General features: G+C 60.8%; 23 protein-coding genes. 9 read left to right on the top strand and 14 right to left on the bottom strand.

From position 1 onward, the window contains the following. Window positions 1-122 precede the first annotated feature (122 nt). Window positions 123-1,103 carry an ABC transporter substrate-binding protein gene (locus HKK55_RS26620; protein WP_169357316.1) on the bottom strand — a complete coding sequence of 327 codons (981 nt, stop codon included), beginning with the start codon at window positions 1,101-1,103 and terminating at the stop codon, window positions 123-125. 287 nt (window positions 1,104-1,390) lie between these two features. Here HKK55_RS26620 and HKK55_RS26615 point away from each other — a divergent pair, with 287 nt between their 5' ends. The 3 genes from HKK55_RS26615 to HKK55_RS26605 are packed head-to-tail and all read left to right on the top strand — an operon-like array spanning window position 1,391 to window position 5,426. Further along, window positions 1,391-2,989: an ABC transporter permease gene (locus HKK55_RS26615; RefSeq protein WP_169357315.1), complete on the top strand. Its 1,599-nt coding sequence runs from the start codon at window positions 1,391-1,393 to the stop codon at window positions 2,987-2,989. Continuing rightward, entirely contained in the window at window positions 2,986-3,801 is an 816-nt protein-coding gene (locus HKK55_RS26610) for an ABC transporter ATP-binding protein (RefSeq protein ID WP_169357314.1), read from the top strand. The genes HKK55_RS26615 and HKK55_RS26610 overlap by 4 nt, the downstream gene beginning before the upstream one ends. 14 nt (window positions 3,802-3,815) lie before the next feature. Next, window positions 3,816-5,426 (top strand): arylsulfatase, encoded by a 1,611-nt coding sequence (locus HKK55_RS26605; RefSeq protein ID WP_169357313.1) that lies wholly within the window; start codon window positions 3,816-3,818, stop codon window positions 5,424-5,426. Here the strand turns inward: HKK55_RS26605 and HKK55_RS26600 are convergent. After that, on the bottom strand, window positions 5,398-6,477 hold the full coding sequence (locus HKK55_RS26600) for a fatty acid desaturase (RefSeq protein ID WP_169357312.1): 1,080 nt from the start codon (window positions 6,475-6,477) through the stop codon (window positions 5,398-5,400). The two genes, HKK55_RS26605 and HKK55_RS26600, sit on opposite strands and share 29 nt — an antisense overlap. 115 nt (window positions 6,478-6,592) lie before the next feature. On the opposite strand from HKK55_RS26600, the gene HKK55_RS26595 reads away from it, so the two are divergent. Beyond that, window positions 6,593-7,597 (top strand): AraC family transcriptional regulator, encoded by a 1,005-nt coding sequence (locus HKK55_RS26595; protein WP_169357311.1) that lies wholly within the window; start codon window positions 6,593-6,595, stop codon window positions 7,595-7,597. Between the two features lie 135 nt (window positions 7,598-7,732). On the opposite strand, the gene HKK55_RS26590 is transcribed toward HKK55_RS26595, so the two are convergent. Together HKK55_RS26590 and HKK55_RS26585 are read right to left on the bottom strand one after the other, a co-directional pair. Next, window positions 7,733-8,098 (bottom strand): response regulator, encoded by a 366-nt coding sequence (locus HKK55_RS26590; protein ID WP_169357310.1) that lies wholly within the window; start codon window positions 8,096-8,098, stop codon window positions 7,733-7,735. Between the two features lie 38 nt (window positions 8,099-8,136). After that, window positions 8,137-8,823, bottom strand: coding sequence for a Crp/Fnr family transcriptional regulator (locus HKK55_RS26585; RefSeq protein ID WP_169357309.1), 687 nt, complete (start codon window positions 8,821-8,823; stop codon window positions 8,137-8,139). 83 nt (window positions 8,824-8,906) lie between these two features. On the opposite strand from HKK55_RS26585, the gene HKK55_RS26580 reads away from it, so the two are divergent. Beyond that, entirely contained in the window at window positions 8,907-9,431 is a 525-nt protein-coding gene (locus HKK55_RS26580; RefSeq protein WP_169357308.1) for a DUF962 domain-containing protein, read from the top strand. Here the strand turns inward: HKK55_RS26580 and HKK55_RS26575 are convergent. Continuing rightward, a complete protein-coding gene (locus HKK55_RS26575; protein WP_202020916.1) occupies window positions 9,428-10,282 on the bottom strand; it encodes an AraC family transcriptional regulator in 855 nt (284 codons plus the stop codon). The two genes, HKK55_RS26580 and HKK55_RS26575, sit on opposite strands and share 4 nt — an antisense overlap. A gap of 115 nt (window positions 10,283-10,397) precedes the next feature. Between HKK55_RS26575 and HKK55_RS26570 the strand changes: the two genes are divergently transcribed. Further along, window positions 10,398-11,354: a phytanoyl-CoA dioxygenase family protein gene (locus HKK55_RS26570; RefSeq protein ID WP_169357307.1), complete on the top strand. Its 957-nt coding sequence runs from the start codon at window positions 10,398-10,400 to the stop codon at window positions 11,352-11,354. 48 nt (window positions 11,355-11,402) lie between these two features. Here the strand turns inward: HKK55_RS26570 and HKK55_RS26565 are convergent, their stop codons facing one another. From HKK55_RS26565 to dibA, 6 genes are all read right to left on the bottom strand, one after another. Beyond that, a complete protein-coding gene (locus HKK55_RS26565; protein WP_169357306.1) occupies window positions 11,403-12,383 on the bottom strand; it encodes a sulfate/molybdate ABC transporter ATP-binding protein in 981 nt (326 codons plus the stop codon). 3 nt (window positions 12,384-12,386) lie between these two features. Further along, complete coding sequence (cysW, locus tag HKK55_RS26560; protein WP_155585436.1) at window positions 12,387-13,259, bottom strand: sulfate ABC transporter permease subunit CysW; 873 nt, start codon at window positions 13,257-13,259, stop codon at window positions 12,387-12,389. Window positions 13,260-13,272: 13 nt separating this feature from the next. After that, window positions 13,273-14,091: a sulfate ABC transporter permease subunit CysT gene (gene cysT / locus HKK55_RS26555; protein WP_155585435.1), complete on the bottom strand. Its 819-nt coding sequence runs from the start codon at window positions 14,089-14,091 to the stop codon at window positions 13,273-13,275. 209 nt (window positions 14,092-14,300) lie between these two features. After that, window positions 14,301-15,311, bottom strand: coding sequence for a sulfate ABC transporter substrate-binding protein (locus HKK55_RS26550; protein ID WP_169357305.1), 1,011 nt, complete (start codon window positions 15,309-15,311; stop codon window positions 14,301-14,303). A 77-nt stretch (window positions 15,312-15,388) separates the two neighbouring features. After that, complete coding sequence (gene oscA, locus HKK55_RS26545) at window positions 15,389-15,571, bottom strand: sulfur starvation response protein OscA (protein WP_029299482.1); 183 nt, start codon at window positions 15,569-15,571, stop codon at window positions 15,389-15,391. A gap of 291 nt (window positions 15,572-15,862) precedes the next feature. Then, a complete protein-coding gene (gene dibA, locus HKK55_RS26540; RefSeq protein ID WP_169357304.1) occupies window positions 15,863-17,794 on the bottom strand; it encodes a phosphodiesterase DibA in 1,932 nt (643 codons plus the stop codon). 166 nt (window positions 17,795-17,960) lie between these two features. Here dibA and desA point away from each other — a divergent pair, with 166 nt between their 5' ends. Together desA and HKK55_RS26530 are read left to right on the top strand one after the other, a co-directional pair. After that, a complete protein-coding gene (gene desA, locus HKK55_RS26535; protein WP_169357303.1) occupies window positions 17,961-19,145 on the top strand; it encodes a delta-9 fatty acid desaturase DesA in 1,185 nt (394 codons plus the stop codon). Between the two features lie 379 nt (window positions 19,146-19,524). After that, a complete protein-coding gene (locus tag HKK55_RS26530; RefSeq protein ID WP_169357302.1) occupies window positions 19,525-20,538 on the top strand; it encodes a sensor domain-containing diguanylate cyclase in 1,014 nt (337 codons plus the stop codon). Here HKK55_RS26530 and HKK55_RS26525 read toward each other — a convergent pair. Genes HKK55_RS26525 through HKK55_RS26515 form a run of 3 tightly spaced genes read right to left on the bottom strand, consistent with a single transcriptional unit; the run spans window position 20,535 to window position 24,966 of the window. Then, window positions 20,535-20,672 carry a hypothetical protein gene (locus HKK55_RS26525; RefSeq protein ID WP_169357301.1) on the bottom strand — a complete coding sequence of 46 codons (138 nt, stop codon included), beginning with the start codon at window positions 20,670-20,672 and terminating at the stop codon, window positions 20,535-20,537. The two genes, HKK55_RS26530 and HKK55_RS26525, sit on opposite strands and share 4 nt — an antisense overlap. Then, window positions 20,669-23,800 (bottom strand): efflux RND transporter permease subunit, encoded by a 3,132-nt coding sequence (locus tag HKK55_RS26520; RefSeq protein ID WP_169357300.1) that lies wholly within the window; start codon window positions 23,798-23,800, stop codon window positions 20,669-20,671. The genes HKK55_RS26525 and HKK55_RS26520 overlap by 4 nt, the downstream gene beginning before the upstream one ends. A 2-nt stretch (window positions 23,801-23,802) precedes the next feature. Then, window positions 23,803-24,966 carry an efflux RND transporter periplasmic adaptor subunit gene (locus HKK55_RS26515; RefSeq protein WP_169357299.1) on the bottom strand — a complete coding sequence of 388 codons (1,164 nt, stop codon included), beginning with the start codon at window positions 24,964-24,966 and terminating at the stop codon, window positions 23,803-23,805. A 115-nt stretch (window positions 24,967-25,081) separates the two neighbouring features. Here HKK55_RS26515 and HKK55_RS26510 point away from each other — a divergent pair, with 115 nt between their 5' ends. Continuing rightward, window positions 25,082-26,503, top strand: coding sequence for an ATP-binding protein (locus HKK55_RS26510; RefSeq protein ID WP_237151298.1), 1,422 nt, complete (start codon window positions 25,082-25,084; stop codon window positions 26,501-26,503). The last annotated feature ends 4 nt before the right edge of the window (window positions 26,504-26,507 follow it).

The raw sequence follows: 26,507 nt of genomic DNA, 5'->3' as shown, positions 1-26,507 counted from the left end.
GGACGTGAGGCTCGCGCCCTACCCGTAGCTGTCGAGCGCCAGCGAGGCTGCGTTGACCACACGGCCGTCCTCAAGCCAGGCTCAAAACCGTGCTGCGCTCGACAGCTACGGGGTTACGGGGGTTACCGCGCCACCCATTCACTCACCTGGAACGACTTGCGAATCAGCCGCTCTTTCGACGCCAGATCCACCGCGTCCTGCAATTTGCCAAGGAACACCGGGTCCAGGCTCGACGGGAAAATCTCACTGAGTTTCTGGTCTTTCAAATCATTGGTCAGGATCACCGGCGGATAACTGGCCAGCCCCGATACCAGGTCAATATAGGCCTGCTTGTTGTTGTCATCGGTCAGCCATTGCACCGCTTGTTGCTGCGCCTTGAGCAACTTGGCCACGACTTGCGGATGCTCATCGACAAACTTACCGCTGCCCACCAGCACCGCCTGGATGCTGCCTGCGTCACCGAGGTCTTTGGTACTCAGCGGTATTTCGGCTAACCCCTTCGCCTGCAATGCGCTCAGGCCCGAGCTGCCCCACGTGGCATCAATCTGTTTGGCCGCCAATGCGGCGACGGCTGCATTGAAGTCCAGATTGATGACTTTCAGATCCTTTTCACTCAAACCCTGGCTGGCCAGGGCGCTGTCAAACGACAGCTGGCTGGCCGTGCCGCGAAATACCGCGACGCGCTTGCCCTTGAGGTCCTGCAAGGTCTTGATGCCCGAGCCCGGCACCACGCCGAGGTAATGCTTCACCCCACGGGCACTGGCGCTGAGCAGCCGCGTATCAAGACCGTTGGACTTGCCGATGATCGCCGCCAGGTCGCCCAGATAAGCCAGGTCTACCTGACCGTTGGCGAACGCTTCATTGATCACAGGCCCGGCACCCTTGAAGTAATTCCATTGAATCTTGATGCCTTGGTCGGCGAAGGCTTTTTCAAAGATTTGCTGTTGGTGCAACACGTCCGTCACACCGCCGCCACTGTGTTGGGCACCCGCACTGAGGTCGGGCACGGCGATGCGGATTTCCTTGAGGTCGGCGGCGTGCACCAACCCTGCCAACGCGGTACCTGCGAACAGCGTGATCAAGCGTTTGAACGGCAGCTTCATGGGTAGTGCTCCTGTGGGCGACGGTTGCCTGGGGAGCAGAAAGTAGGCACAAGCCAGTCAAAACTTTAAATACTATAAATTCACAATTTAATAACTTTTAGAACTATACGAGCCAATACGCGGGCTCCAGAGGGCTATGCATCAACAGCATGGAAAATATTCTCCGAATGCATTGGATGCGTGTCAGGCAGAGGCTTTAAATGGTTTTTCTTATCCCTCAATCGTATTGATTGTTTGTTTATAAGATCAAAAAAACATAACGCCCCACCGAACAACGGAGGTCATCCATGGCCCGAATCTCGCTGCTGAGCTTGCCGCTGACGGCACCGGCCCAAGGTACGCCGCTACGCTGGCCACATTTGAGCGAACGCCTGTTGCCCTGGCTGCTGCCGCTCGCGCTGTTTGCCCTGTGGTGGCTGGCCAGCCGTAATCACTGGATGAGCGAGCAGATTCTGCCGGCGCCTTCACTGGTCTGGAGCAGCGCCGTGGAGCTGGCCGGTGGCGAGTTGTGGAGCCATCTGGCGGTCAGCTTGCAACGGTTGTTCTGGGGCTTGCTGGCGGGCGTCAGCGCCGGAGCGTTATTGGGTGCGCTATTGGGTTTCAGTGCCCGGGCCGAGCGCCTGGTATTCCCGACGTTCAGCGCCTTGTCGCAAGTGCCGACCCTGGCCTGGATTCCGCTGTTCATGGTGTTCTTTGGCATCGGCGAAACCCTCAAGCTGGTGGTGCTGGTGAAGGCGATTGTGGTGCCGGTCACCCTGCATACCCTGGTGGGCGTGCGCGATGCCCAGCCTGGTTTGCGTGAAGCCGCACGCGTCTTGCGTTTACCCACTCACCTATTGATCCGCCGCCTGATCCTGCCTGCTGCGCTGCCCGCCTTCATGGCCGGTGTGCGGTTGGCGTTGGCGGCCGGTTGGACCTCGTTGCTGGCCGTTGAACTGTTGGCGTCCAGCGAAGGCATCGGTTACCTGATGGTCTGGGCGCGGCAGTTGTTCATGCTCGATATCGTCTTCGTCTGCATCGTGATCATCGGCGTGTTGGGCGTGGTGATGGATCGCGGCATCGGCTGGCTGGATCGCAAGTGGGTGCATTGGCCGCATCCCGCCACCGCGCAGATCCGGCGCGGCCCGCGTTATCACGGCTGGCAACGTTTGCAACCGTGGTTGTTGCCCCTGAGTTTGCTGGCGCTGTGGCAGGTGGCAACGCAACAGGGTTGGGTGGACCCGAACATTCTGGTCAGCCCTTGGGCGGTGCTGCAAACCGCTGCCGCAGGTGTGCGCGATGGCAGCCTGGTCAGCGCCTTGGGCCTGAGCCTGGAGCGCACCTTAGGCGGGTTGATTCTCGGCGGTGGCCTCGGCTTTGCCTTGGGGTTACTGCTTGGCCTGTCACGCACCAGTGAACGGGTGCTCGGCCCGACGCTCGCCGCCCTGCGCCAGATCGCGATTTTCGCCTGGGTGCCGCTGCTCACCGCCTGGTTTGGCCTGGGTGAGTTGGCCAAGTGGGTGTTCATCGCCCTCGCCGCCTTCTTCCCGCTGTTTATCGCCACCCAACGCAGCGTGGTGAACCTGTCGCCACAGCTCAATGAAGCCGCACAAGTCCTGCGCCTGAGCCTCGGCCAGCGGCTGCGACGGCTGGTGTTGCCGGGCGCGGCGGCGGGGATTTTCGCCGGGCTGCGCCTGAGCCTGATCTACGCCTGGCTGGGCACCATCGGTGCCGAATACTTCATGCCGTCCAACGGCGGCATCGGCAGCCTGATGATCGGCGCCCAGCAGTTGCTGCGCATGGACCTGATCATGAGCGGCATGCTCCTGGTGGGCCTCACCGGCGCGACCCTCAACCTGATCGGCCAACACATCGAAACCCGCGCCACGCGCTGGAGACACGCATGACTGCACCTATTGTCAGCTTCAATCACGTGGGCAAAACCTTCGACGTCGACGGCTTCGAACTGGAGGCCATCCGCGAATTCAACCTGGACATTGCCGAGGGCGAATTCGTCGCCATTGTCGGCTCCAGCGGCTGTGGCAAGTCCACCCTGCTGCGGCTGCTGGTGGGCCTGGATACGCAGTTTCGCGGCGAGATCCGCGTCGACGGCAAGACAGTAAGCGGCATCGGCGGCGAGCGCGGCATCGTGTTCCAGGAGCACCGTTTGTTCCCCTGGCTGACCGTGGAAGAAAACATCGGACTGGGTCTGGTTAACGAACCGTTGAGCGAGGCCGAACGCAAACGACGCATCGGCGATTTTATCGAGCTGGTGGGCCTCACCGACTTCACCCGCGCCTACCCACACCAACTCTCCGGTGGCATGGCGCAACGGGTGGCGATCGCCCGTGGCCTGGTGGCCAGCCCACGCATCCTGCTGCTGGACGAACCCTTCGGCGCCCTCGACGCCCTGACTCGCCAACAGATGCAGGACGAACTGTTGGCGATCCGTGCCCGGGCAAAAATCACCACAGTGCTGGTGACCCATGATGTGGAGGAAGCGATTTTCCTCGCCGACCGCGTGGTGGTGATGGAGCCCCGCCCCGGACGAATCAAGCAAGTGGTGGACATCGCCCTGTCCCATCCGCGCCAGCGCAGCAGTTTCGACTTTCATCAACTGCGTGAAGAACTGCTGCACGAACTGATCAGCGATGACCATTACCAGCCACCGGTACGCGAACAGATCCGCGACCTGCCGCTGGCCTTTATTGCCTGCTAATGAGGAGCGCCTTGATGCCGCAACGTCCCAACTTTTTAGTAATCCTGGCCGATGACATGGGCTTCTCCGATCTGGGAGCCTTTGGTGGGGAAATCTCCACGCCGCACCTGGACGCCCTGGCCCTCGGCGGCCTGCGCCTGACCGATTTTCACACCGCACCCACCTGCTCACCGACCCGCTCGATGTTGCTCACCGGCACCGACCACCACATCGCTGGCATCGGCACCATGGCCGAGGCGCTGACGCCGGAACTGATCGGCAAGCCGGGTTACGAGGGTTACCTCAACGACAAGGTAGTGGCCTTGCCGGAACTGCTGCGGGACGCCGGCTACCAGACGTTGATGAGTGGCAAATGGCACCTGGGCCTGACCGCCGAGCTGGCGCCCCACGCACGGGGTTTCGAGCGTTCGTTCTCGCTGTTGCCGGGGGCGGCCAATCACTATGGTTTCGAGCCAACCTACGACGACAGCACGCCAGGCCTGCTCAAATCCACGCCCGCGCTGTACATCGAAGACGACACCTTCGTCGAGCAACTGCCCAAGGACTTCTATTCCTCCGATGCCTTTGGCGACAAGCTGCTGCAGTACCTCAAGGAGCGCGACCAGACCCGACCGTTCTTTGCCTACCTGCCGTTTTCCGCGCCGCACTGGCCGTTGCAGGCGCCGGTCGAGATCGTCGACAAATACCGTGGCCGCTATGACGCCGGTCCCGAAGTGCTGCGCCTGGAACGCCTGGAAAAACTAAAGGCACTGGGGCTGATCGACGCGGATGTCGAGCCCCATCCGCTGATCGAACTGAACACCCAATGGGCTGCCCTGAGCGACGAGCAGCGCCAGGTGTCGGCGCGGGCCATGGAAGTGTATGCGGCGATGGTCGAGCGCATGGACTGGAACATTGGTCGGGTAGTGGAGTACCTGCGCCAGCAGGGACAACTGGACAACACCTTCATCCTGTTCATGTCCGACAACGGCGCTGAGGGCGCACTGCTGGAAGCCTTCCCCAAGTTCGGGCCAGAGCTTTTGACCTACCTCAACCAGCATTACGACAACAGCCTTGGGAACATTGGGCGCGCCAACTCCTACGTCTGGTACGGGCCGTCCTGGGCGCAAGTCGCCACCGCACCGTCCCGCTTGTTCAAGGCGTTTACCACCGAGGGCGGGATTCGGGTGCCGGCGTTGGTGCATTACCCACAGTTGTCGCTCAAGGGGCGGATCAGCCATGGGTTTGGCACGGTGATGGACATCACGCCGACCATTCTTGACCTGGCCGGCGTGCGTCATCCCGGCAAACAGTGGCGCGGCAAGCCGGTGGCACCACTGCGGGGCAAGTCGTGGCTGGGATTCCTGTCCGGCGAGACCGAACAGGTACATGATGAACACACCGTCACTGGCTGGGAACTGTTCGGGCGCCGGGCGATTCGCCAGGGCCAGTGGAAGGCCGTTTACATCCCGGGCCCCGTGGGGCCGGCGACCTGGCAACTGTATGACCTGGGCCAGGACCCGGGCGAGATTCATGACCTCGCCCAAAGCCACCCGGAGAAACTGGCCACCTTGATCGGCCACTGGCAACAGTACGTCGAAGAAACCGGCGTGGTACTCAGCGCGTCGCCGTTTCAGCCGGATTGATCGCTACGGATGAATCCGTGGTGCGCTCAAACCGATTGGCCCGGGCAAAGGTCCCGAAATCGTTGAAGCGCACGCCCATGTCGGCCATTACCTTGTGCGCCACCTTGGCGGTCATCTGCCGGATATAGAACGGCTCCTTGACCACAAAGTGGTGGATGCCATGGGTGCTGCCAAAGTTGAAGCAGAATGCTTGCAACGGCCATAGCCACCACGGGTTCAGCACCTGAGTCTGCTGGATCACATTGCCCAGCTCCACATCACCGTAGTAGTGCATGTTGGAGCTGACAAAGTGCAGGCAGAAGGTGCGCAATACGTTGGGACCGATGATCACCACCGCCGCGATGTCAATGACGTGCATCACCGACAAGGTGCTGGCTGACCACTCGATCGGTGCGCCCATCAGGCTGGCAATACCATTGGCAGCGTGAAACCCCAGAAACACATACCACGCGCCCCAATGCAGTAGCGCCAACGGTGCGTAGACCAGCGCCGTCCGTTTGAGGATGTTCAGTTTTTGCTTCCAGGACGGCGCCCGCAGCACGCGGATCAGCGCCGACATGATGTTGTCGCCTACCATCAGCAACCGAGCAATGCCCCAGGGCTCACCGTTAGTGATCGCCCGCTCTTCGATATCGGTTTCGGTGCCAGACACCTTGTGGTGATTGAGGTGAATATGCCGGCGTACCCACGGATTGATGGTGCTCGGCCGCGCCAGCCAGACCAGGCCCATCATCAAGTTATGAGGCAGGCGCTGCTTGCGAAAGTACATGCTGTGGATCAGGTCGTGTTCAAGCTCGTGGGTCAGTGACGCCAGGAAAGCATTGAGCAGCAGGCACGCCCACCACGCCATATGGCCGGTGATGTACAGCGCTGCCGAGCCGAGCATGCCTAGCAAAGCAAACGCCAGGATGCCCGCGCCCAGGGCGTCCTGATGCAGCAGCCAGGGGTGACGCTGGCGCAATTTCACGCCTTCGGCCAGCACCACTTCACGGATATGCGCTGAACGCTGTTGTGCGTTCATCTGCTGGGGACTTGCAGAAGTACCGTCCATGCTTCCATTCTCCTGTCTATCAGTGCGTGGTTATCAATGTGTACATCCTGCCCTACGCGATCAGGCAGGACGCTAGCCCCGGACGCCAACCTGTTGACCGCAAGCGCCAATCAACATGACTGAACCCACTTCCCTCGCCAGCTGGACCCGCGCCTTGCGCAAGCAACTCGATGCCCAGGGCCTCGACAGCGCCGCGCTGTGCGTGCAAGCCGGGCTCGACCCGCAGCAGATGGACGATCCCAATGCCCGCTACCCCCTGTCGGCCACCACACGCCTGTGGGAACTGGCGGTGCAGGCCAGCGGCGATCCGGCCATTGGCTTGCGGGTGTCGCGTTTCGTCAGCCCCACCACCTTCCATGCCCTGGGCTATGCGTTGGTGGCCAGCGGCAGCCTGCGGGAAGTATTCGAACGAATCGTGCGCTACCACCCGGTCGTCAGCGATGCGCTGATGCTGGAGCTTAGTCGAACAGGTGAGCGTTACTGCTTGCACTTGCTGCAGCCCAGCAACAGCCCGGCGCCGGCGCTTGAAGCCATCGATGCCTTCGCGGCGATTTACGTGCGCACCTGCCGCAACCGCCTGGGCCGCGACTATGCGCCGCTGGCGGTGCACCTGAGACGGCCGGAGCCGGCGGATCCCAAGCCCTGGCACACGGTGTTTCGTTCCCCGGTGTTTTTCGGCGCCGATGAGGATCGCCTGGAGTTCGCCGCCCATGACTTCGACAGCCACCTGGACGACGCCAACCCGGAACTGGCAGAGCACAATGAAACGGTGCTCAAACGCACCCTCGCCCAGCTGCAACCGCTGACCTGGGAGCGCAAGGTACGCGCGGCCATCGAAGCGCAGTTGCCGGAGGGTGAGCCAAGTGCCGAGCGCATTGCCCAGACCTTGCATTTGAGCTTGCGCAGCTTGCAGCGACACTTGGCGGATGAGGGGTGTCGGTTTGATGCGTTACTCAATGAATGTCGCGAGAATCTGGCGCTGTTGCACCTGCGCGATCCGCAGTGCTCGTTGGCGGAGGTCAGCCATTTGTTGGGGTTTGCTGATACCAGCAGCTTCAATCGGGCGTTCAAGCGCTGGACGGGGATGACGCCGGGGCAGTTCCGGGATGGGCTGCGGTAGATAAATTTATTGCGTCTACAAGGGCCTCATCGCGGGCAAGCCCGGCTCCCACATTTGAACTGCGTCCCTCTGTGGGAGCGGCGGTGCGACTTGCCCGCGATAGCAATGGTTCAAACACCGCACATACCGGGTCAATCACCGCCCCCGGTCGCGCCGCAACAGCATCCTCACCCGCGCCACCAACCCCTTGGCATCAAACGGCTTGAGCAGGTAATCATCCTCATGCAGCTCCAACCCACGCAAACGGTCTTCAATGCCGTCAGGCGTGGTCAGGAACAACACTGGCGTCTCACCCTTCAGCCGAATCGCCTGCTGCAACTTCCAGGCATTCAGCCCCGGCAGCATCACATCCAGGATCACCAGATCGTACTCGGTGCTTTCGACAAAGCGCAGGGCCGCCATGCCGTTGGCCGCCACTTCCACCGTGTAACTGGCCTCTTCCAGGCTCTTGCCCATCCACTCGGCCGTCTCCGACTCGTGTTCCACTAACAGCACACGCATAACACACCTCGAATAATCGTGACCGCAGGCTAACACCCTCAGGCGTGCGCCGCCTCGCGCAACCGCTGCACATCGAGGATTTCGATCTCGCCATAGCCCAGGCGCACAATGCCCTGGCCTTGAAGATCCTTGAGCAAGGCGTTGGTGGTCTGGCGTGAAAGGCTCAACATTGCTGCCAGGTCTTCCTGGGGCAGTTGCAGCATTCGCCGCGTCTGTTCGATCTCGCCGTAGCCTTCGGCGATCATCAGCAGGCGGTGAGCCACACGCACCGACGCCGGCATCAGGCTCAGTTGTTCAATATTGATAAAGGTCAGGCGCAGTTTCTGGCTCATCAGCAGGGCCATGTCACGCCAGTAACGCGGATACTCTTCGAGGATCTGCAGCATCGCCGGCTGCGGCACCTGCAACAAGGTGCAGGGCCCGACGGCGCAAGCGTCATGGGTGCGGGGCAAACCGTCGAACAAGGAAATCTCGCCAAACCAGTGCGGCAGCTCCACCAGGCTCAACACCGCCTCCTTGCCCTGTTCGCTCACCGCGCTGATGCGTATGGAGCCATCCAGCACTGCATACAACCCACAGGGCGGGTCACCGCGTTTGAACAGATATTGGCCAGCGGTCAGCGGTCGCAACCGGCCCTGCTTGCACAAACTATTCTGAAAGGCAGCAGGCAGGTGGCTGTACCAATGACCGGTGGACAGCCGCGCGTGCCATTTCTCTGCGTCCATGAGTACTCCGAAGATTGTCGCCCAGTTGACAGTTCGCCACAGGCTTACAGGGCATGATCAAACATCCTACAGGAGGAATAACAATGAAAAGCCTCGTCGACCACCTCAGTCAATACGCCGCCTACCACCGCGACCCGCGCAATATCGCCAGCCACTTCATCGGCATTCCGCTGATCGTGGTGGCCGTGGCCGTCTTGCTCTCGCGCCCCGAATGGTCGGTGGCCGGGCTGTGGCTGTCGCCAGCCGTGTTGCTGGCGTTGTTCTCAGCCTGGTTCTACCTGCGCCTGGAACTGGCGCTTGGCGTGCTGATGACGGTGTTGATGGGCTTGTCGGTATGGGCGGGGCATGTGTTGGCGGCACACAGCACCCTGGTGTGGCTCGGCAGCGGCATCGGGATGTTTGTGGTGGGCTGGGTGATCCAGTTTGTCGGCCATTACTACGAGGGCAGAAAGCCGGCGTTTGTCGATGACGTGTCCGGGCTGATTGTCGGGCCATTGTTTGTCGTCGCAGAGCTGGCGTTTCTGTTGGGATTGCGGCACGACCTCAAGCAACAGATTGAACAACGCTCAGGGCCGGTGGCTGTGCGTCACAAAAACGCCACGGCCTAACGATAACGCTGGCGAAACACCCGAGGACTGACGCCTTTGGCGGCCAGAAACTGACGATTGAAATGCGCCAGGTTGGCGTAGCCCGATTGTTGCGCGATGGCGCCGATGGCGGTGTGGGTCTGGATCAGTTGCTGGCAGGCATGGCCGATACGCAGTTGAGCCAGATACGCGGTCACGGTCAGGCGGGTATGACGTTTGAAGAACCGGTGAAAGGCGCCCACCGATAACGCTGCACGTTCGGCCAGTTGTTCGACAGCAATGGGCTGCTGGAAGTGGCTGTGCATAAAGTCCAGCACCCGCCCCAGACGCTGGGGCTGTGCCTCCTCAGTGACGACCGCTGACGTCATCGACGCCAGCGGCAACGTCTGCTGATCCTGCACCAATAGCAACAGCACCTCCAGCAGCAACGGCAAACGTTGCGCCGTCGCCAGCGCCTGCATGCGCAACAGCAACGGCCGCACACGCTCCGCCACAGGCGCGCTGAACTGCAACCCACGCGACGACCGCTGGCCCAAGGCAAGCAAACCACTCAATTCGGCAAAACCGCTGACCTGATGCAGCCACGCCCGAGAAAACCACACCACCACCGCCAGCATCTCTTGAGCCTGATCGACACGTTCGCTGGCCGACCACGTGTGAGGAAGGTTGGGGCCCAGCAGGATCAAATCGCCGTCGGTAAAGTCCGCCAGATGATCGCCCACATAACGTTGACCGCGGGCGTTGATAGTCAGCGTCAGTTCGAACTCCGGGTGGTAATGCCAGAGAAACGGCAGCTCGGGCAACTCGCGCCACAGCAGTTGCCAGGACTGGTCATCGGCCAGGGTCAGGCGCTCGTATTGCGGTCGCATCATGACTCCAAAGGCAATTAAATAGTCAGAATAGTATTAATGCCAGACATTTGCCGCGAAGTCAGCCGCCTGCCGCGAAACAACAATGGGCCACCCAACAAAAACAAGGGAGACGCCCATGAACCAGCCTTACACTCAACCCAGACAAACACCCGGCAACCCATCCGTGGCCGATACCGACCTGCCGCAACTGCGCGACCTGCGCAAGCAACTGCCGCTGCGGGTACTGTCCGAAGCGGATTTTCAGCACTGGCAAACCTACGGTTTTGTGATCGTCAAACAGGCTGTCGACGCTGGGCAGATAAAGCGCACGGCAGAGTTCCTCTGGGAGTTCCAGGAGATGAAAGCCGAGGCCCCGCAAACCTGGAGTCGTCGCCAAATGCGCGACCATGCGATGCAGGAATTGAACGGCTCAGGCATGGTCGAGGCTTATCACCACCAAACCTTCTGGGATAACCGCCAGACCCCGCGCGTAGTCGATGCGTTTATCGATATCTGGGACCGTGAAGACCTGTGGGTGACCATCGACCGCGCCAATCTGAATACGCCAAACCAGGCTGCGCGGCCGTTTTCCGGGTTTATTCACTGGGATGCCGACACCTCACTCACACCGTTACCGGTGAATGTCCAAGGCGTGCTCGCGCTGTCCGATACCACGCCTGAAAGCGGTGGTTTTCAGTGTTATCCACAGCTGTTCAAGGATTTTATTGAGTGGCGCAAAAGCGCACCTGAAGAGCGCGACCCATGGCGCCCGGACGTGGCGACGCTGCCGTGGGAAGCGCAGTTTGTGCCGATGCAGGCGGGGGACTTGCTGATTTTCAACAGTCTGCTGGCCCATGGCATCCGGCCCAATACGTCGGCGGCTCAGGTGCGTATCGCGCAGTACATTGCCTTTAGCCCGGCGCAGCCGGACAACGCACAACTGCGCGACTGGCGGGTGCAGAGCTGGCGCGAGCGCAGTGCGCCGCAGGGGTATGCGTTTCCAGGGGATCCACGGGAATGGGAAAAAACGCGGTATGCCCAGGCGCAACTGAGTGCGTTGGGTGAAAAAATACTGGGCAGCAGCCCTTACTGAATGTGGGAGCAAGCTTGCTCCCACATTAGACCTTCATAAGCCTGAGGTTCAGGCCTTCTGCCAAACCTTCGGCTTGAAGAACAACGTCTCGCCCCGCGCCAAACCGGTCAGGCTGTCGTGGTCTTTCACCACTTCAGCTTCGATCAGTTCGCTCTGGCCTTCGACTTTCAACGTCACCCGAGTCGTCGCACCCAGTGGACGAATATCCCGCACTTCGGCTGCATGGTGATCTTCCAGTTCATGGCGCGACAACGACACCTCGTGCGGGCGGAACAACACGTGCTGGTCCTCCCCCAGGTGCAGACGGTTGGAGTCGCCGAGGAAGTGGTAAACAAAATCGCTGGCCGGATTTTCGTAGACATCACCCGGCGAGCCGATCTGCTCGATCACACCCTTGTTCATCACCACGATGCGGTCAGCCACTTCCATGGCTTCTTCCTGGTCGTGGGTCACGAATACCGAAGTCAGGTTGATGTCCTCGTGCAGGCGCGCGAGCCAGCGGCGCAGTTCTTTACGGACCTTGGCATCCAGGGCACCGAACGGCTCGTCGAGCAGCAGCACTTTGGGCTCCACCGCCAAGGCGCGGGCCAGGGCGATACGCTGGCGCTGGCCACCGGAGAGTTGTTCCGGGTAACGGTCGGACAGCCAATCCAGCTGCACCATGTTCAGCAGTTCGTGAACCTTGGTCGCGATCTGGCTTTCAGTGGGGCGCTGGTTTTTCGGTTTCATGCGCAGGCCGAACGCGACGTTGTCGAACACCGTCATGTGGCGGAACAACGCGTAATGCTGGAACACAAAACCGACGTTGCGATCACGCACGTCGTGGCCGGAGACGTCTTCGCCGTGGAACACGATACTGCCGGCGTCCGGGGTTTCCAGGCCGGCAATGATGCGCAGCAAGGTGGTCTTGCCACAGCCGGACGGGCCAAGCAACGCCACCAGCTCGCCGCTCTGGATATCCAGGCTGATGCTGTCCAGGGCCTTGAAGGCGTTGAAGTTCTTGCTGACATTACGGACTTCGATGGACATGCGTTATTCCTCAGCTGCACTGGCGCGCAGGCGGTTGATACGGTTCTCGCTCCACTGCTTGAGCAGCAGGATGAAGAGCGCCAGGATCAGCAACAGGCTCGCCACCGCAAACGCGGCGACGTGGTTGTATTCGTTGTAGAGAATCTCGACGTGCAGCGGCAGGGTGTTGGTGACACCACGGATGTGCCCGGACACCACCGACACTGCGCCAAACTCACCCATGGCCCGTGCGGTACACAGCACCACGCCATAGATCAGGCCCCATTTGATGTTGGGTACGGTGACGTGCCAGAACATCTGCCAGCCGTTGGCGCCCAACAGGCGCGCGGCCTCTTCTTCCTGGGTGCCCTGCTCCTGCATCAACGGGATCAGTTCGCGGGCCACGAACGGCACGGTGACGAAGATCGTCGCCAGCACAATGCCCGGCAAGGCGAACACGATCTGGATGTCATGGTCCTGCAGCCACGGGCCGAAGAAGCCCTGGGCGCCGAACATCAGCACGTAAACCAGGCCGGCGATCACCGGCGAGACCGAGAACGGCAGGTCGATCAGCGTCACCAGCATGCTCTTGCCACGGAACGAGTACTTGCTCACACACCAGGCGGCGCTGACGCCGAAGACCACGTTGAGCGGCACCGAAATCAGCACGGCGATCACCGTGAGTTTCAGCGCCGACAGCGCGTCGGGCTCGAAGATCGCGGCGAAGAATGCACCCAGGCCGAGCTTGAGGCCCTGGGACACCACGATAAACAGCGGCAGCAGCAAGAATAGCGCGAAGATCAGCCAGCCAAGGCTGATCAGGATACGCCGGGAAACGGCACTGCCACGGCGGGCAGCGTTGGCCGAAGACGCGGCGGTAATAGACGATTGGGACATGTTCCGCGCCTCCTTATGGGGTTTCGATGCGCCGCTGCAACAAGTTGATCAGCAGCAACAGGACAAAGGAAACCACCAGCATCAGCACGCCGATGGAAGTAGCGCCGGTGTAGTCGTATTGGTCGAGCTTGACCATGATCAGCAGCGGCAGGATCTCGGTTTTCATCGGCATGTTACCGGCGATGAAAATCACCGAGCCGTACTCGCCAACGCCTCGGGCAAACGCCAGAGCAAACCCGGTCAGCCAGGCCGGTAGCAGCGCGGGCACCAGGATGTAGCGGAACACCTGCAACGGTTTGGCACCCAGGCAGGCGGCGGCTTCTTCGATTTCACGGGGGATATCGGCGAGCACCGGCTGCACGGTGCGCACCACGAACGGCAGCGTGACGAAGGTCAATGCCAGGGTGATGCCCAATGGGGTGTAGGCGATCTTGAAGCCCAGGTCGGCAGCGAATTGGCCGACTAAACCTGTCGGCGTGTACAGCGCGGTGAGCGCGATACCGGCGACGGCGGTGGGCAAGGCGAACGGCAGGTCGATCATCGCATCGATGATCTTGCGTCCAGGGAAGGTGTAGCGCACCAGCACCCAGGCCAGCAGCGTGCCGATCACGCCGTTGATGATCGCGGCGTACAACGCGGTGCCGAAGCTCAGCTTCAACGCCGCCAGCACCCGCGGTGCGGAAATAATGGCCCAGAACTGATCCCAGGTGAGCTGGGCGGCATGGACGAACATCGCCGCCAGGGGGATGAGCACAATCAGGCTGAGGTACACCAAGGTGTAGCCCAGCGTCAGCCCGAAGCCGGGTATGACGGGGGAGATACGACGCGACATAAAAGTCCTTGGTTAACAGGTAAATACCACTATAGGAGCAAGCCTATGTGGGAGCTGGCTTGTGTGGGAGCCGGCGGTTCGACGCCTCGACTTGCCCGCGATGGCATCAACTCGGTGTGTCAGTCACATCGCGGTGATGCCATCGCAGGCAAGCCAGCTCCCACACAAGCCCGGCTCCCACATAGGCTCGCTCCTACAATCAGTGATGCTTACTGTGCAGTGTAGATCTGGTCGAACACGCCACCGTCATTGAAGAATTTCGGTTGGGCAGTTTTCCAGCCGCCGAAGTCTTTGTCGATAGTCACCAGGTCCAGTTTCGGGAACTGCTGGGCGTACTTGGCGGCGACCTCTTTGTCACGCGGGCGGTAGAAATTCTTCGCCGCGATCTCCTGGCCTGCCGGGCTGTACAGGTGCTTGAGGTACGCGGTGGCGATTTCGGTGTTGCCCTTTTTCTCGGCGTTCTTGTCGACCACAGCCACTGGCGGCTCGGCGAGGATCGACAGGGACGGCACGACGATGTCGAACTTGTCGGCGCCGCCGTCTTCTTTCAAGGCCAGGAAGGCTTCGTTTTCCCAGGCCAGCAACACGTCACCCTGACCGTTGTTGACGAAGGTAATGGTCGAGCCGCGAGCGCCGGTATCCAGGATCGGCACGTGCTTGAACAGCTCTTTCACGTATTCCTGAGCCTTGGCTTCGCTGCCACCGGCTTTCAGGCCATAGGCCCAGGCGGCGAGGAAGTTCCAGCGGGCGCCGCCGGAGGTTTTCGGGTTCGGGGTAATGACGGAAACGTCTGGCTTGATCAGGTCGCCCCAGTCCTTGATGCCTTTAGGGTTGCCCTTGCGCACCAGGAACACGATGGTGGAGGTGTAAGGCGTGCTCGCGTCCGGCAGGCGGGTCTGCCAGTTTTCCGGAAGGGTCTTGCCCAACTTGGCGATTTCGTCGATGTCGCCGGCCAGGGCCAGGGTCACTACGTCGGCGCGCAGGCCATCGATCACCGCCCGGCCTTGCTTGCCCGAGCCACCGTGAGATTGCTGGATCTTGACGTTGTCGCCAGGGTGCTCTTTCTTCCAGAAGCTGGTGAATTCGGCGTTGTAGTCCTGGTACAGCTCACGGGTCGGATCGTACGAAACGTTGAGCAACTCGTAATCCTTGGCAACAGCGGAACCGGCAAACACAGCACTGGCCAGTGCTGCCAGGGCATAACGGCGAATCGACGACATAGAGAAGCTCCTGAAATTCTTTTGTGTTGGCTTTTTCTTATAAGTGCTGGTCACGCAATCGAATCGCCGATCCTGCTTTAGCTCGGTTTGTTACCCGGGCTCTGCAGACGGAATTTCTCTTTGCGTTCGATCTGTACCACTTGGGCGTTATGCACAGTGATTTCCACCGCGCCAAACCGCAGATCGCGCAGGGCGCTCTGGATCTCGCGCAAAATGGCTGCTTCGTCCTGGCCGTCAACGCTACGTAGAGATGCGCTCATGGTGGTGCTCCTGAAATGAGAAGTGCCTGGCAGTGGCGGCACTGCTTGCGGCGTGAGGCGATAGTAGATAAGCGCGGATATTCTTAAAAATACTATTTAAGAATGTTTATATAACCAGAAAGAATTTTCTGTTGGGACGGGCAGTTGCGAGACGGAAAAAATAAATTTCGCCGGGTGAAGATCGAAATGTGGGAGCGGGCTTGCTCGCGAATGCGGTGCGTCAGTTTGTGCATCGGGTGACTGATACACCGCATTCGCGAGCAAGCCCGCTCCCACATTTTGTTCTCTATTTCATAGTGGTGACGCTGGCGCCTGGCGGATCGCCGGGGCTCTGCTCCAGTCCAACCCACTGGCCGGCATCGGCCGGCCAAACCAATAGCCCTGGCCCAGATCGCACTGGTGATCCAACAAGAATCGCGCCTGCTCCATCTGTTCAATCCCCTCGGCGTGCACCTGCATCCCCATGCTCTGCGCCAAGGCAATGACCACGCGAACAATCGCCGCGTCATCTTCATCCCACGGCAGCCCCGCGACAAAGCCTTGGTCGATCTTGAGCTTTTGCACCGGCAGGCGCTTGAGGCGCAGCAGTGACGAATAACCGGTGCCAAAGTCGTCGATGGCCAGGCGCAAACCCAGTTCCCGCAGGCGGTGCAGTTGTTCAAGTGCCACTTCCGGGTCGTCCATCACCGCGCTTTCGGTGACTTCCAACTCCAGAAAAGCCGGATCCAGTCCGGTGTCATGCAGCACCTTGGCCACTTGTTCGTACAGCTCACGTCGGGCGAACAGGCGGCTGGAGACATTCACCGCGAGGAAGGACAAGGTCACGCCGTCGGCCAGCCATTGGCACATCTGGCGACACGCCTGGTCCATGACCCAGGCATCAATCTCGGCAATCAACCCAGTGCGTTCAGCGATCGGGATGAAATCTCCCGGCGGCACCAGGCCGCGTTCCGGGTGCTGCCAACGCACCAAGGCTTCGACGCCGATCAGGCGGCTGCTCTGCAAGTCATGTACTGGCTGGTAGTAAACCCGCAGCTCATGCTGGTCGAGAGCGCGGCGCAGTTCGCCGGCGATTTCCACCCGGTGCTGGGCGTGGGCGGTGAGCTCTTCGGTGTACAAGGCATAGCCTTCGCGGCCGACGCTTTTGGCTTTGAATAGCGCGGAGTCAGCGTTACGCAGCAGTTGCTCGGCGCTCAAGGCATCGCTGGGAAACAGGCTGATGCCAATACTGGCACTGATAAACAACTGATGGCCGTCGAAGATGAATGGCTCCTTCATCGCATCAAGGATTCGCTGGGCCAGGACGGCGGCCTGGGCCACCTGTGGACAACTTTCCGCCAGCACCGCGAACTCATCGCCGCCCAGGCGCGCAAGGGTGACGCCTGGGCCGAACAAGCCTTGCAGGCGCTCGCCCACCACCTTGAGCAACTGATCGCCCACATTATGGCCCAGGCTGTCATTGATGATTTTGAAGTGGTCGAGGTCGATCAGCAGTAAGGCGCAGCCGCGCTTGTGCACCTGGGCTGAGGCCAACGCCTGTTCGGCGCGGTCGGTGAACAACAGGCGATTGGGCAGATTGGTCAGCGGATCGTGGTGAGCCAGGTGTGCCAGTTCGTGCTCGGAGTGCTTGATCGCGCTGATGTCGGAGAACACCGCGACGTAGTGGCTGACCTGGCCCTGGTCATCGCGCACGACCCGGATCGTTTGCCACTGTGGATAAATTTCGCCGCTCTTGCGCCGGTTCCAGATCTCGCCGCTCCATTCGCCGCAGCGCTCCAGAGCCTGAAACATCTGCTGATAGAAACTGACCGAATGGCGCCCGGACTTGAACAGGCTGGGGCGATGGCCCAGCACGTCTTCGCGCCGATAGCCGGTAATTTCGATAAAGGCCCGGTTAACGTGAACAATCAGGCCCTGGATATCGGTGACCAACACCCCTTCGCGGGTGCAATCGAACACCGCTGCAGCCTGGCGCAGCCGTTCGCGGTTTTCCTTCAAGGGCTGCTGGATCAGATTCGCCCGGGCAAAACGGGCACAGAGGAGAAAAATCACCAGCGCACTGAGAACGATCCACACGTAACCACGGATCAGTTGCCAGTGGATGATCTTCAGCGGTTCATCGAGAAGATTGATCAATAGGTGCTGACTGAGTTGTATCCAAATAATAGAAACCAGCAGGTACAACAGCCCCGCACGTAGGGCACCTCGGTGTGAAAACAGCATATGGTTAGTAATCCTTACTAAAAAACCAGATTCGCCCTACAAAGGTTGGGGATTATAGAATAAGAAACATCCAGTCACTTCTATCTGAAAGGGCGACTGGTTTTATCTGTGGGCTTAGTGATAATGCGTGAGCTGTTTTTTTCTTTATCTGAGGGCCATACAGCCTATGTGGTACAACGGTTTTCTTGACTTGTCGCCTTGGCAACTGGTGGCAGTCACCCTGTTGATGACCCACGTGACCATTGTTGGCGTCACGGTCTATCTGCACCGCTATTCAGCCCATCGCTCCCTGGAGCTCAATGCCGGCCTGAAACACTTCTTCCGCTTCTGGCTGTGGCTGACCACGGCGCAGAACACCCGCGAGTGGACTGCCATCCACCGTAAACACCACGCCAAGTGCGAAACCGTCGACGATCCCCACAGCCCGGTGATCAAGGGCCTGTCCACTGTCCTGCGCAAAGGCGCCGAACTGTACCGCGCCGAGGCGGAAAACCCCGAGACGCTGCGTATCTACGGCAAGAACTGCCCGGAAGACTGGATCGAACGCAACCTCTACACCCGTTTTCCGCTGCTGGGTGTCGCCATCATGGGCATCATCGACCTGCTGCTGTTCGGCACCATCGGCATCACCATCTGGGCGATCCAGATGATGTGGATCCCGTTCTGGGCCGCCGGCGTGATCAACGGCCTGGGCCATGCGGTCGGCTATCGCAACTTCGAATGCCGTGACGCGGCAACCAACCTGATTCCCTGGGGCATCATCGTCGGTGGCGAAGAACTGCATAACAACCATCACACCTACCCCAACTCCGCCAAGCTGTCGGTGAAGAAATGGGAGTTCGACCTGGGCTGGGCCTGGATCAAAGTGTTCAGCTTCCTGCGCCTGGCCAAGGTTCAGCGCGTCGCACCTATCGCTCACCGGGTCGAAGGCAAGGGCCACCTGGACATGGACACCGCCATGGCGATCCTCAACAACCGTTTCCAGATCATGGCCCAGTACCGCAAGCTGGTCATCGCGCCGCTGGTCAAGCAGGAACTGGAGAAGGTCGATCACTCGGTCCGTCACCAATTCCATCGCGCCAAGCGCCTGCTGTCGCGGGAAACCAGCCTGCTGGATGACCGTCACCACCTGCGCATCCAAAGCATGCTGGAGCACAGCCAGGCGCTGAAAGTGATCTACGAGAAGCGCCTGGCGCTGCAACAGATCTGGCTCAAGACCAGCACCAACGGTCATGACATGCTGGCGGCGATCAAGGAATGGGTCCACGAGGCCGAGGCCAGCGGGATTCAGTCCCTGCGCGACTTTGCCCATCAGTTGAAAACCTACTCGTTGCGGCCTGCCAAGGCCTAAAGGCCAAGCCGGCACATCCGTAGTAGCTGTCGAGCCCCTGCGAGGCTGCGTCAAGGACGACGCGGTTTTGCGGCCAGCTCGGTGGCTGCGGTGCGGCCTACGCAGCCTCGCTAAAGCTCGACAGCGGTGGGGTGTTCAAATGGCCCACCCTATAACCCCACACCTGCCCGGTGAGGTTCAAGACGGTATCTCCGGGAGATGTAAGGCGCTCCTACAGGTTTTTGACGCCATTTCACAGGCACCTCGTTATCCCCTCCATACGCCCCCGATAACGGAACTTCGCTGCAAATCCCTCCTCTCAAGCAACGCTTCGCCATCCTGGCGAGCCTTGTTGTGACCGCTGTCCGATACTGCGGCACGCCCAGAGAGACTTGTGCCGATGGTCCACGATACGACCACCCCAACACCTGCGTCCTCCCCGCCCACGGCTGAACAACCGCGCCCTGCTGCGGCCGCTACTTTACTGGCCTTGATGCATGCCCAGGGCGAAGTAGAACGCCTGAGCGAACGTGAACAGTTGTTGAGTTCGCTGCTGGTCAGCGTGAATGCCGTGCTGTGGGCAATCGAATGGGAGACCCGTCGTGTGCTGTACGTCAGCCCGGCCTATGAGCGAGTTTTCGGACGTATGGCAGGTTTACTGCTGACCGATTATCGGGAATGGCGCAACAGCATCCACCCCGAAGACGTCGACTATGCCGAGCACAGTCTGGCCCAAGTGCTGGACATAGGCGTGGTGGAAGACCGCGAGTACCGCATCATCACGGCAGACGGGCAGATCCGCTGGATCAGCGACAAGTGCTATATCAACCAGCAAGCCGAGCCCGGACAGCCGGTCATCATCGTGGGCATGGCCGAGGACATCACCGAAAAGAAGCAGTTGGAGCTGGAGTTGCACCGCCTGGCCACCACCGACGTGCTGACCCAGAGCAGCAACCGTCGGCACTTCTTTGAATGCGCCAACCGTGAATTCGACCGCGCCTGCGCCCAGGGCACCCCCTTGGCGTTCCTGTTGCTGGACATCGATGACTTCAAGGTCATCAACGACACCTACGGCCATCTGGAGGGCGATCAGGTGTTACAGCGCATCGCCGGGAGCGGTCGAGGGGTTTTGCGCCGTGGCGACCTGTTCGGGCGCATTGGCGGCGAAGAGTTCGCCGCCGTGCTGCCCGGCTGCGCGCCAGAGATGGCATTACAAGTGGCGGAACGGTTGAGGCACGAAATCCAACAGCTAAGTTTCAGCCATGAAGAACAAGGCTTCAGCGTGACGGTCAGCCAGGGCCTGGCCAATCTCAGCGCCGAGGATGCCAACCTGGACAGCCTGTTTGGCCGCGCCGATACGGCGATGTATGAAGCCAAGCGTCAGGGTAAGAACCGGGTGGTTCAATCGACTTAGGCATAAACTTGCCGCCCTGCCTTCCACCACACCGGCGTCGATTCGCTGTCCGGTAAATCCTCCCCACCTTCACTGCAACTACCGGCCAACAGCCAGCCCATCAATAACCAGATGAAAAACCAACGCTTGGTCATTGCTCAGACTCCGTGGATACGGCAGCGGACGACTTGCGCGTAAACCGCCCGCGAATCAACACAAAAAACAGCGGCACGAAAAATATCCCCAGCACCGTCGCACTGAACATCCCGCCCAACACCCCGGTGCCGATGGCCTGCCGTCCCGCCGACCCTGCGCCACTGCTCAAGGCCAACGGCAAGACACCGAACATGAACGCCAGTGACGTCATCAGAATCGGCCGCAAACGCAAACGCGCCGCCGTCAACGTGGCATCCACCAAGCCTTGGCCCTGCTCCTGCAAATGCTTGGCAAACTCCACAATAAGGATCGCGTTCTTGGCCGCCAGCCCCACCGTGGTCAGCAGGCCGACCTGGAAGTACACATCGTTCGACAGCCCCGTTACTCGCGTCGCCAGCACCGTGCCGATCACGCCCAATGGCACCACCAGCATTACCGAGAACGGTACCGACCAACTCTCGTACAACGCCGCCAGACACAGGAATACGAAAACGATGGACACCGCGTACAACAACGGCGCCTGAGTACCCGCCTGACGCTCCTGATAGGACTGCCCGCTCCACTCGTAACCGATGCCTTCGGGCAGTTGCTTGATGATCGTTTCCACCGCCGCCATCGCCTCGCCCGAGCTGACGCCCGGCGCCGGGTCGCCCACCAGTCCCAAGGACGCATTGCCGTTGTAGCGTTCCAGTTGCGGCGAGCCGTAACTCCAGGCCGCGCTGGCAAAGGAGGAAAAAGGCACCATCTGCCCCAGACTGTTGCGCACAAACCAGCGGTCCAGGTCCGCGACCTGCATGCGCGCCTCGGCCTCGCCCTGGATGTACACCCGCTTGACCCGGCCCTGGTTGAGATAATCGTTGACGTAATTGCCGCCCAGCGCCGCCGACAAGGTGTTGTTGATGTCGCTGGTGGACAGGCTCAGGGCGCCGGCTTTGCGATCATCGATACTGACCCGCAGCTCTGGCGTGTCATTCAACCCGTTGCTGCGCACCCGTTGCAGCAGCGGGTTCTGGTTGGCCTGGCGAATGAACTCGTCGCGCGCCTTGACCAATGCATCGTGTCCCAGACCACCGAGGTCCTTGAGCTGCACATCAAAACCCGAGCTTTGCCCCAGCCCGCGAATCGCCGGGGGCAAGCTGACGAAAATGCTCGCATCACGCACGCTGGCCAGCGCCTGGCTGGCGCGCCGGGCAATCGACGCCGAGTCCTGGCCGGGGCCCGTGCGCTCGCTCCAGTCCTTGAGTTTGATAAAGGCCCGCCCGGTACTCTGCCCATTCCCACCGATGCCCAGGCCGGCAATGCCGATCAACGCGTCGACCTCCGGTTGCGCCAGCATGTAATCCTCGAGCTGACTCATGGCTGCATCCATGCGGGTGTTAGTCCCACCCTCCGGCAGTTTGATTTGCGCCATCAGCGTGCCCTGATCTTCATCCGGCAGAAAGCCGGTGGGCAACTGCACGTAGACCAGGCCCATGGCGCCGGCTATCAGAGCGTAGGCCAGCAACCCTGAACGCTTGCGCTTGAGCATCTGCCCCACGCCAACCTGATAACGCTCGGTATTGCGCGCAAACATGCGGTTGAACCACCCGAAGAAGCCGCCACGGGTTCCATGATTGACATCGCCGGGTCGCAACAGCGTGGCGCACAGTGCCGGCGTCAGGGTCATGGCGACAAACACCGACAACAGCATCGCGACGACGATGGTCACCGAAAACTGTCGGTAAATGATCCCCGTGGAACCGCCGAAAAACGCCATGGGAATGAACACCGCAGACAACACCAGGGCAATGCCCACCAGCGCGCCTGTGATCTCATCCATCGATTCACGGGTGGCCTCCAGCGCCGACAGGGCTTTCTCGGCCATGACCCGCTCGACGTTCTCCACCACCACAATCGCGTCGTCCACCAGCAACCCGATGGCCAACACCATGGCAAACATGGTCAGGGTATTGATCGAATACCCCAGTAACGCCAGCACCCCGAATGTCCCCAGTAACACCACCGGCACGGTAATGGTGGGGATCAACGTGGCCCGCAGGTTTTGCAGGAACAGGTACATGATCAGCACCACCAGCACGATGGCTTCGCCCAAGGACATCACCACTTCCTTGATCGAGAGGCTGACAAAGGGTGTGGTGTCGTAAGCCACCACCGCCTCCAGCCGCAGTTCGCTGGGGAAAAATTGCTCCAGTTCGGCCAGCTTGGCCTTCACCGCATCGCCCACCGACAAAGCATTGGCGCCAGTGGCCAAGGTCACGCCCATGGACGCTGCCGGCTGGCCGTTGAGGGTGGTGATCACGTCATAGCTCTCGGCGCCGACCTCAATGCGCGCCACATCGCTGAGCAGCACCAGGGCGCCGTCACTGGCGGACTTGACCACCACATTGCGAAATTCCTCCAGGGTCTGCAGTTTGTTGCGCGCGGTGATGGTGGCGTTCAATTGTTGCCCCGCCACCGCCGGCAAGGCGCCCAATTGCCCGGCCGAGACTTCGGTGTTTTGCGCCTGCAACGCGGCGCTGACATCCGAAGGCATCAGTGCGTATTTGGCCAGCTTGGCCGGGTCAAGCCAGATACGCATGGCAAAACCAGAACCGAGCAACTGCACCTCGCCCACACCGTTGACCCGACTGAGCTGGTCCAACAAAGTGCTGTCGATGTAGTCGCCGATCTCGTTGCTGGTGACCTGACTGTTCGCCGACTTCAGAGCCACCATCAGCAGGAAGTCAGAACTGCCCTTGGTCACCGTCACCCCTTGGCTCTGTACGGTTTGCGGCAAGCGCGACTGAGCCTGCTGAAGCTTGTTCTGCACCTGCATCTGCGCCACATCCGGGTCGGTGCCGGGGGCGAAGGTCAGGGTGATGGTCGCGGTGCCCGCCGAACTGCTGGAGGCGGACATGTACAGCAAGTTATCCAGGCCGGTCATTTGCTGCTCGATGATTTGCGTCACCGAATCTTCCACGGTCTTGGCCGAAGCGCCGGTATAGGTGGCGGAAATCCGTACGCTGGGCGGTGCGATGTCCGGGTACTGTTCAAGCGGCAGTTGGCTGATGGACAGCGCGCCGCCGAGCATGATGACGATGGCGATGACCCAGGCAAAAATCGGCCGATCAATGAAGAAGCGTCCCATGTTCAGTCCTCCTTTTTCACGGCTGCGTTTTCCACGACCGACACCGCTATGCCGGGCCTGACTTTCTGCCCTCCCTCAACGATCACCTGCTCGCCGGCCACCAGCCCTGAGGTCACCCACCACTGGTTATCCACCGCCCGGTCAAAGGTGATTGGCCGCTGCTCAACCTTTCCGTCTACCACCAGCAGGACCGAGGTAGCACCGCTGGCCGCGCGGGTCACCGCTTGCTGCGGCACCAGAATCGCCTGGTCATCCCGCGCCTGCTCCAACACTCCACGCACGTACATGCCTGGCAGCAACTGGCGATTCGGGTTGGCGATTTCAGCACGCAAGGTCACCGTGCCGGTGCCCTCGTTCACCCTGGCGCCGCTGAACTTCAAGCGCCCGGTCTGGTTGTAGAGGCTGCCGTCTTCCAGGCGTAAGGACATGTCTGCCTCGCCCTCGGCGGCACTGCGCAGGGTGCCAGTCGCCAGCTCACGCTGCAGGCGCAGCAACTCGGTGGTGGACTGGGTGACATCGACGTACAACGGGTCGAGCTGCTGAATGGTGGTCAGCACCGTCTCCTGATTGGCCACCACCAGGGCGCCAGGGGTGACAGTCGAGGTTTCAATACGTCCGGAGATCGGCGCGACAATGCGGGTGTAGGTCAGGTTGATCCTCGCGGTTTCCAGGGCCGCCTCGGCGAGTTTCACGTCCGCCGCTGCGGTCTCCACATTGGCTTGGGCGTCGTCGTTGTCCTGACGGCTGACGGCCTCGATGGTCGCCAATTCAGCCGTACGCCTGGCCGTGATCCGGGCCGCCTTGAGGCTCGCACGGGACTTGGCCAACGACGCCTCGGATTGCGCCACGGCGGCGCGGTAGGGCGCCGCATCCAGCTCGTACAACACCTGCCCGGACTTGACCTCGCTGCCTTCGACAAACAAGCGCCGAAGCACCACGCCGCCCACTTGCGGGCGCACCTCTGCCATCAAAAGAGCCTGGGTACGCCCCGTCAGCTCGGTGCGCAACACCTGGCTTTGCGGTTTCAGGGTAATCACGCTGACCTCGGGGGCAGCCGGTGTTGTTGGTGGCTCATCCGAGGAGCAACCGCTCAACAGTGAAAGCACCAGCAGCGCCATCACGAACGCGCATGTCACCAAAAATTTGGCGAGCAGTTTTGTCGACATAGAGGCCTCAGCAACAAAGGGGAAAGCTTGAGCGAGGCGTCAGGATGAGAGGCAAATGTGCAGGAAAATTGAAGATTGGCGCGCACCCTTGAAACCTGCACGCCAGGGGGCCTAAATGGAAAGACATTCCGCGACTTGCCCACCGCCCATGAAGCTGAGTATTTCCACCAAACTGTTCGCCGCCGTCTTCGCCAGCGTGCTGCTGGTCATCCTGGCGATGAGTGCCGCCACCGGCTGGAGCTTCCAGCGCGGCTTTATCGGCTACCTCAACGACCAGGGGATTACACGGCTGGAGAAAGCCTTGCCAAGGCTGGCCGAGTTTTACGGCCGAGAAGGCAGTTGGGATGAGTTCCGCAAAGATCCGCGCCAGTTGTTCGAACTGATGCGGCCTATTCCGGGCGTGGACTTCCCGCTGGATACTCCACGGGAAGAAGCGATGATGCCCGACTCCACCGGCGCGCTGTTTCGCATGGCCCTGCTGGATGCTCAACAACAGCGCGTGGTCGGCTACAAGAAACCCGGGGCTGACGCAATCCTGCGCCCCATCCTACTGGATGGGAAAACGGTCGGCTGGCTAGCCCTCGCACCGTTTCAGAGCGTTTCAGAAGGCGGCGGCGAAATCTTTAGACGCTATCAACTCCACACCAGCCTGATCGTTGGCCTTGGCTCCCTGCTGCTGGCCACACTGATCGCCTGGTGGATCTCCCGCACGCTCCTCGGCCCGGTCAAACGAGTGGCCGCCGCCACCCATCGACTGGCAGCCGGCGAGTACAACTGCCGGGTGGCGGTCACCTCCCAGGATGAAGTCGGGCAGCTGTCCCGGGACTTCAATCAACTGGCCCTGACCCTGGAGCGCACCGAACGCATGCGTCGCGACTTCATGGCCGATGTCTCCCATGAGCTGCGCACGCCGCTGGCGATCTTGCGCGGCGAACTGGAGGCCCTGGAAGACGGCGTACGCCCCCTCGACCGCAACGCCCTGTGGTCACTGCAAACCGAAGTGGGCCTGCTGGGCAAACTGATCGAAGACCTTTACGAGTTGTCCCTGGCGGACGTCGGCGCCCTGACCTATCGCAAAAACAAAGCCGACGTGGGCGCGTTGTTGAGCCAGAGCGTCGAGCTGTTTCGCGAGCGCAGCGTTGCCCGCTGCCTGAACCTGGAGTTGAAACTGCCGGCCAGGCCCTACGTACTGGAAGTGGATGCCAGTCGCATGCAACAGCTGTTCGGTAATCTGCTGGAAAACTCGATGCGCTACACCGCAGCCGGCGGCCATGTGCGCGTCAGCCTCAGGCCCGATCCGCAAGCGTTGATCATCGACATTATCGACTCAGCTCCCGGGGTGAGCGCCGAGCAACTGCCACGCCTGTTCGAGCGCTTCTATCGTGGCGAAGCGTCGCGCAATCGGGCCAATGGCGGCGCAGGCCTGGGCCTGGCGATTTGCCGGAATATCGTCGAAGCACATGGCGGCCGGATCACTGCTGCTCACTCGCCTGAAGGCGGATTGTGGCTGAACATTCGTCTACCCTGGGAGATCTGAATCA

This window comes from Pseudomonas sp. ADAK18, from assembly GCF_012935695.1.
In the GTDB taxonomy this organism is placed as follows: domain Bacteria; phylum Pseudomonadota; class Gammaproteobacteria; order Pseudomonadales; family Pseudomonadaceae; genus Aquipseudomonas.
This window is presented reverse-complemented; position numbering and strand designations above follow the sequence as displayed.

Bases quoted from the DNA above. Each gene is read 5' to 3' on its own strand.
- HKK55_RS26620 (WP_169357316.1), bottom strand. From the start codon at position 1,103: ATGAAGCTGCCGTTCAAACGCTTGATCACGCTGTTCGCAGGTACCGCG.
- HKK55_RS26615 (WP_169357315.1), top strand. From the start codon at position 1,391: ATGGCCCGAATCTCGCTGCTGAGCTTGCCGCTGACGGCACCGGCCCAA.
- HKK55_RS26610 (WP_169357314.1), top strand. From the start codon at position 2,986: ATGACTGCACCTATTGTCAGCTTCAATCACGTGGGCAAAACCTTCGAC.
- HKK55_RS26605 (WP_169357313.1), top strand. From the start codon at position 3,816: ATGCCGCAACGTCCCAACTTTTTAGTAATCCTGGCCGATGACATGGGC.
- HKK55_RS26600 (WP_169357312.1), bottom strand. From the start codon at position 6,477: ATGGACGGTACTTCTGCAAGTCCCCAGCAGATGAACGCACAACAGCGT.
- HKK55_RS26595 (WP_169357311.1), top strand. From the start codon at position 6,593: ATGACTGAACCCACTTCCCTCGCCAGCTGGACCCGCGCCTTGCGCAAG.
- HKK55_RS26590 (WP_169357310.1), bottom strand. From the start codon at position 8,098: ATGCGTGTGCTGTTAGTGGAACACGAGTCGGAGACGGCCGAGTGGATG.
- HKK55_RS26585 (WP_169357309.1), bottom strand. From the start codon at position 8,823: ATGGACGCAGAGAAATGGCACGCGCGGCTGTCCACCGGTCATTGGTAC.
- HKK55_RS26580 (WP_169357308.1), top strand. From the start codon at position 8,907: ATGAAAAGCCTCGTCGACCACCTCAGTCAATACGCCGCCTACCACCGC.
- HKK55_RS26575 (WP_202020916.1), bottom strand. From the start codon at position 10,282: ATGATGCGACCGCAATACGAGCGCCTGACCCTGGCCGATGACCAGTCC.
- HKK55_RS26570 (WP_169357307.1), top strand. From the start codon at position 10,398: ATGAACCAGCCTTACACTCAACCCAGACAAACACCCGGCAACCCATCC.
- HKK55_RS26565 (WP_169357306.1), bottom strand. From the start codon at position 12,383: ATGTCCATCGAAGTCCGTAATGTCAGCAAGAACTTCAACGCCTTCAAG.
- cysW (WP_155585436.1), bottom strand. From the start codon at position 13,259: ATGTCCCAATCGTCTATTACCGCCGCGTCTTCGGCCAACGCTGCCCGC.
- cysT (WP_155585435.1), bottom strand. From the start codon at position 14,091: ATGTCGCGTCGTATCTCCCCCGTCATACCCGGCTTCGGGCTGACGCTG.
- HKK55_RS26550 (WP_169357305.1), bottom strand. From the start codon at position 15,311: ATGTCGTCGATTCGCCGTTATGCCCTGGCAGCACTGGCCAGTGCTGTG.
- oscA (WP_029299482.1), bottom strand. From the start codon at position 15,571: ATGAGCGCATCTCTACGTAGCGTTGACGGCCAGGACGAAGCAGCCATT.
- dibA (WP_169357304.1), bottom strand. From the start codon at position 17,794: ATGCTGTTTTCACACCGAGGTGCCCTACGTGCGGGGCTGTTGTACCTG.
- desA (WP_169357303.1), top strand. From the start codon at position 17,961: ATGTGGTACAACGGTTTTCTTGACTTGTCGCCTTGGCAACTGGTGGCA.
- HKK55_RS26530 (WP_169357302.1), top strand. From the start codon at position 19,525: ATGGTCCACGATACGACCACCCCAACACCTGCGTCCTCCCCGCCCACG.
- HKK55_RS26525 (WP_169357301.1), bottom strand. From the start codon at position 20,672: ATGACCAAGCGTTGGTTTTTCATCTGGTTATTGATGGGCTGGCTGTTG.
- HKK55_RS26520 (WP_169357300.1), bottom strand. From the start codon at position 23,800: ATGGGACGCTTCTTCATTGATCGGCCGATTTTTGCCTGGGTCATCGCC.
- HKK55_RS26515 (WP_169357299.1), bottom strand. From the start codon at position 24,966: ATGTCGACAAAACTGCTCGCCAAATTTTTGGTGACATGCGCGTTCGTG.
- HKK55_RS26510 (WP_237151298.1), top strand. From the start codon at position 25,082: ATGGAAAGACATTCCGCGACTTGCCCACCGCCCATGAAGCTGAGTATT.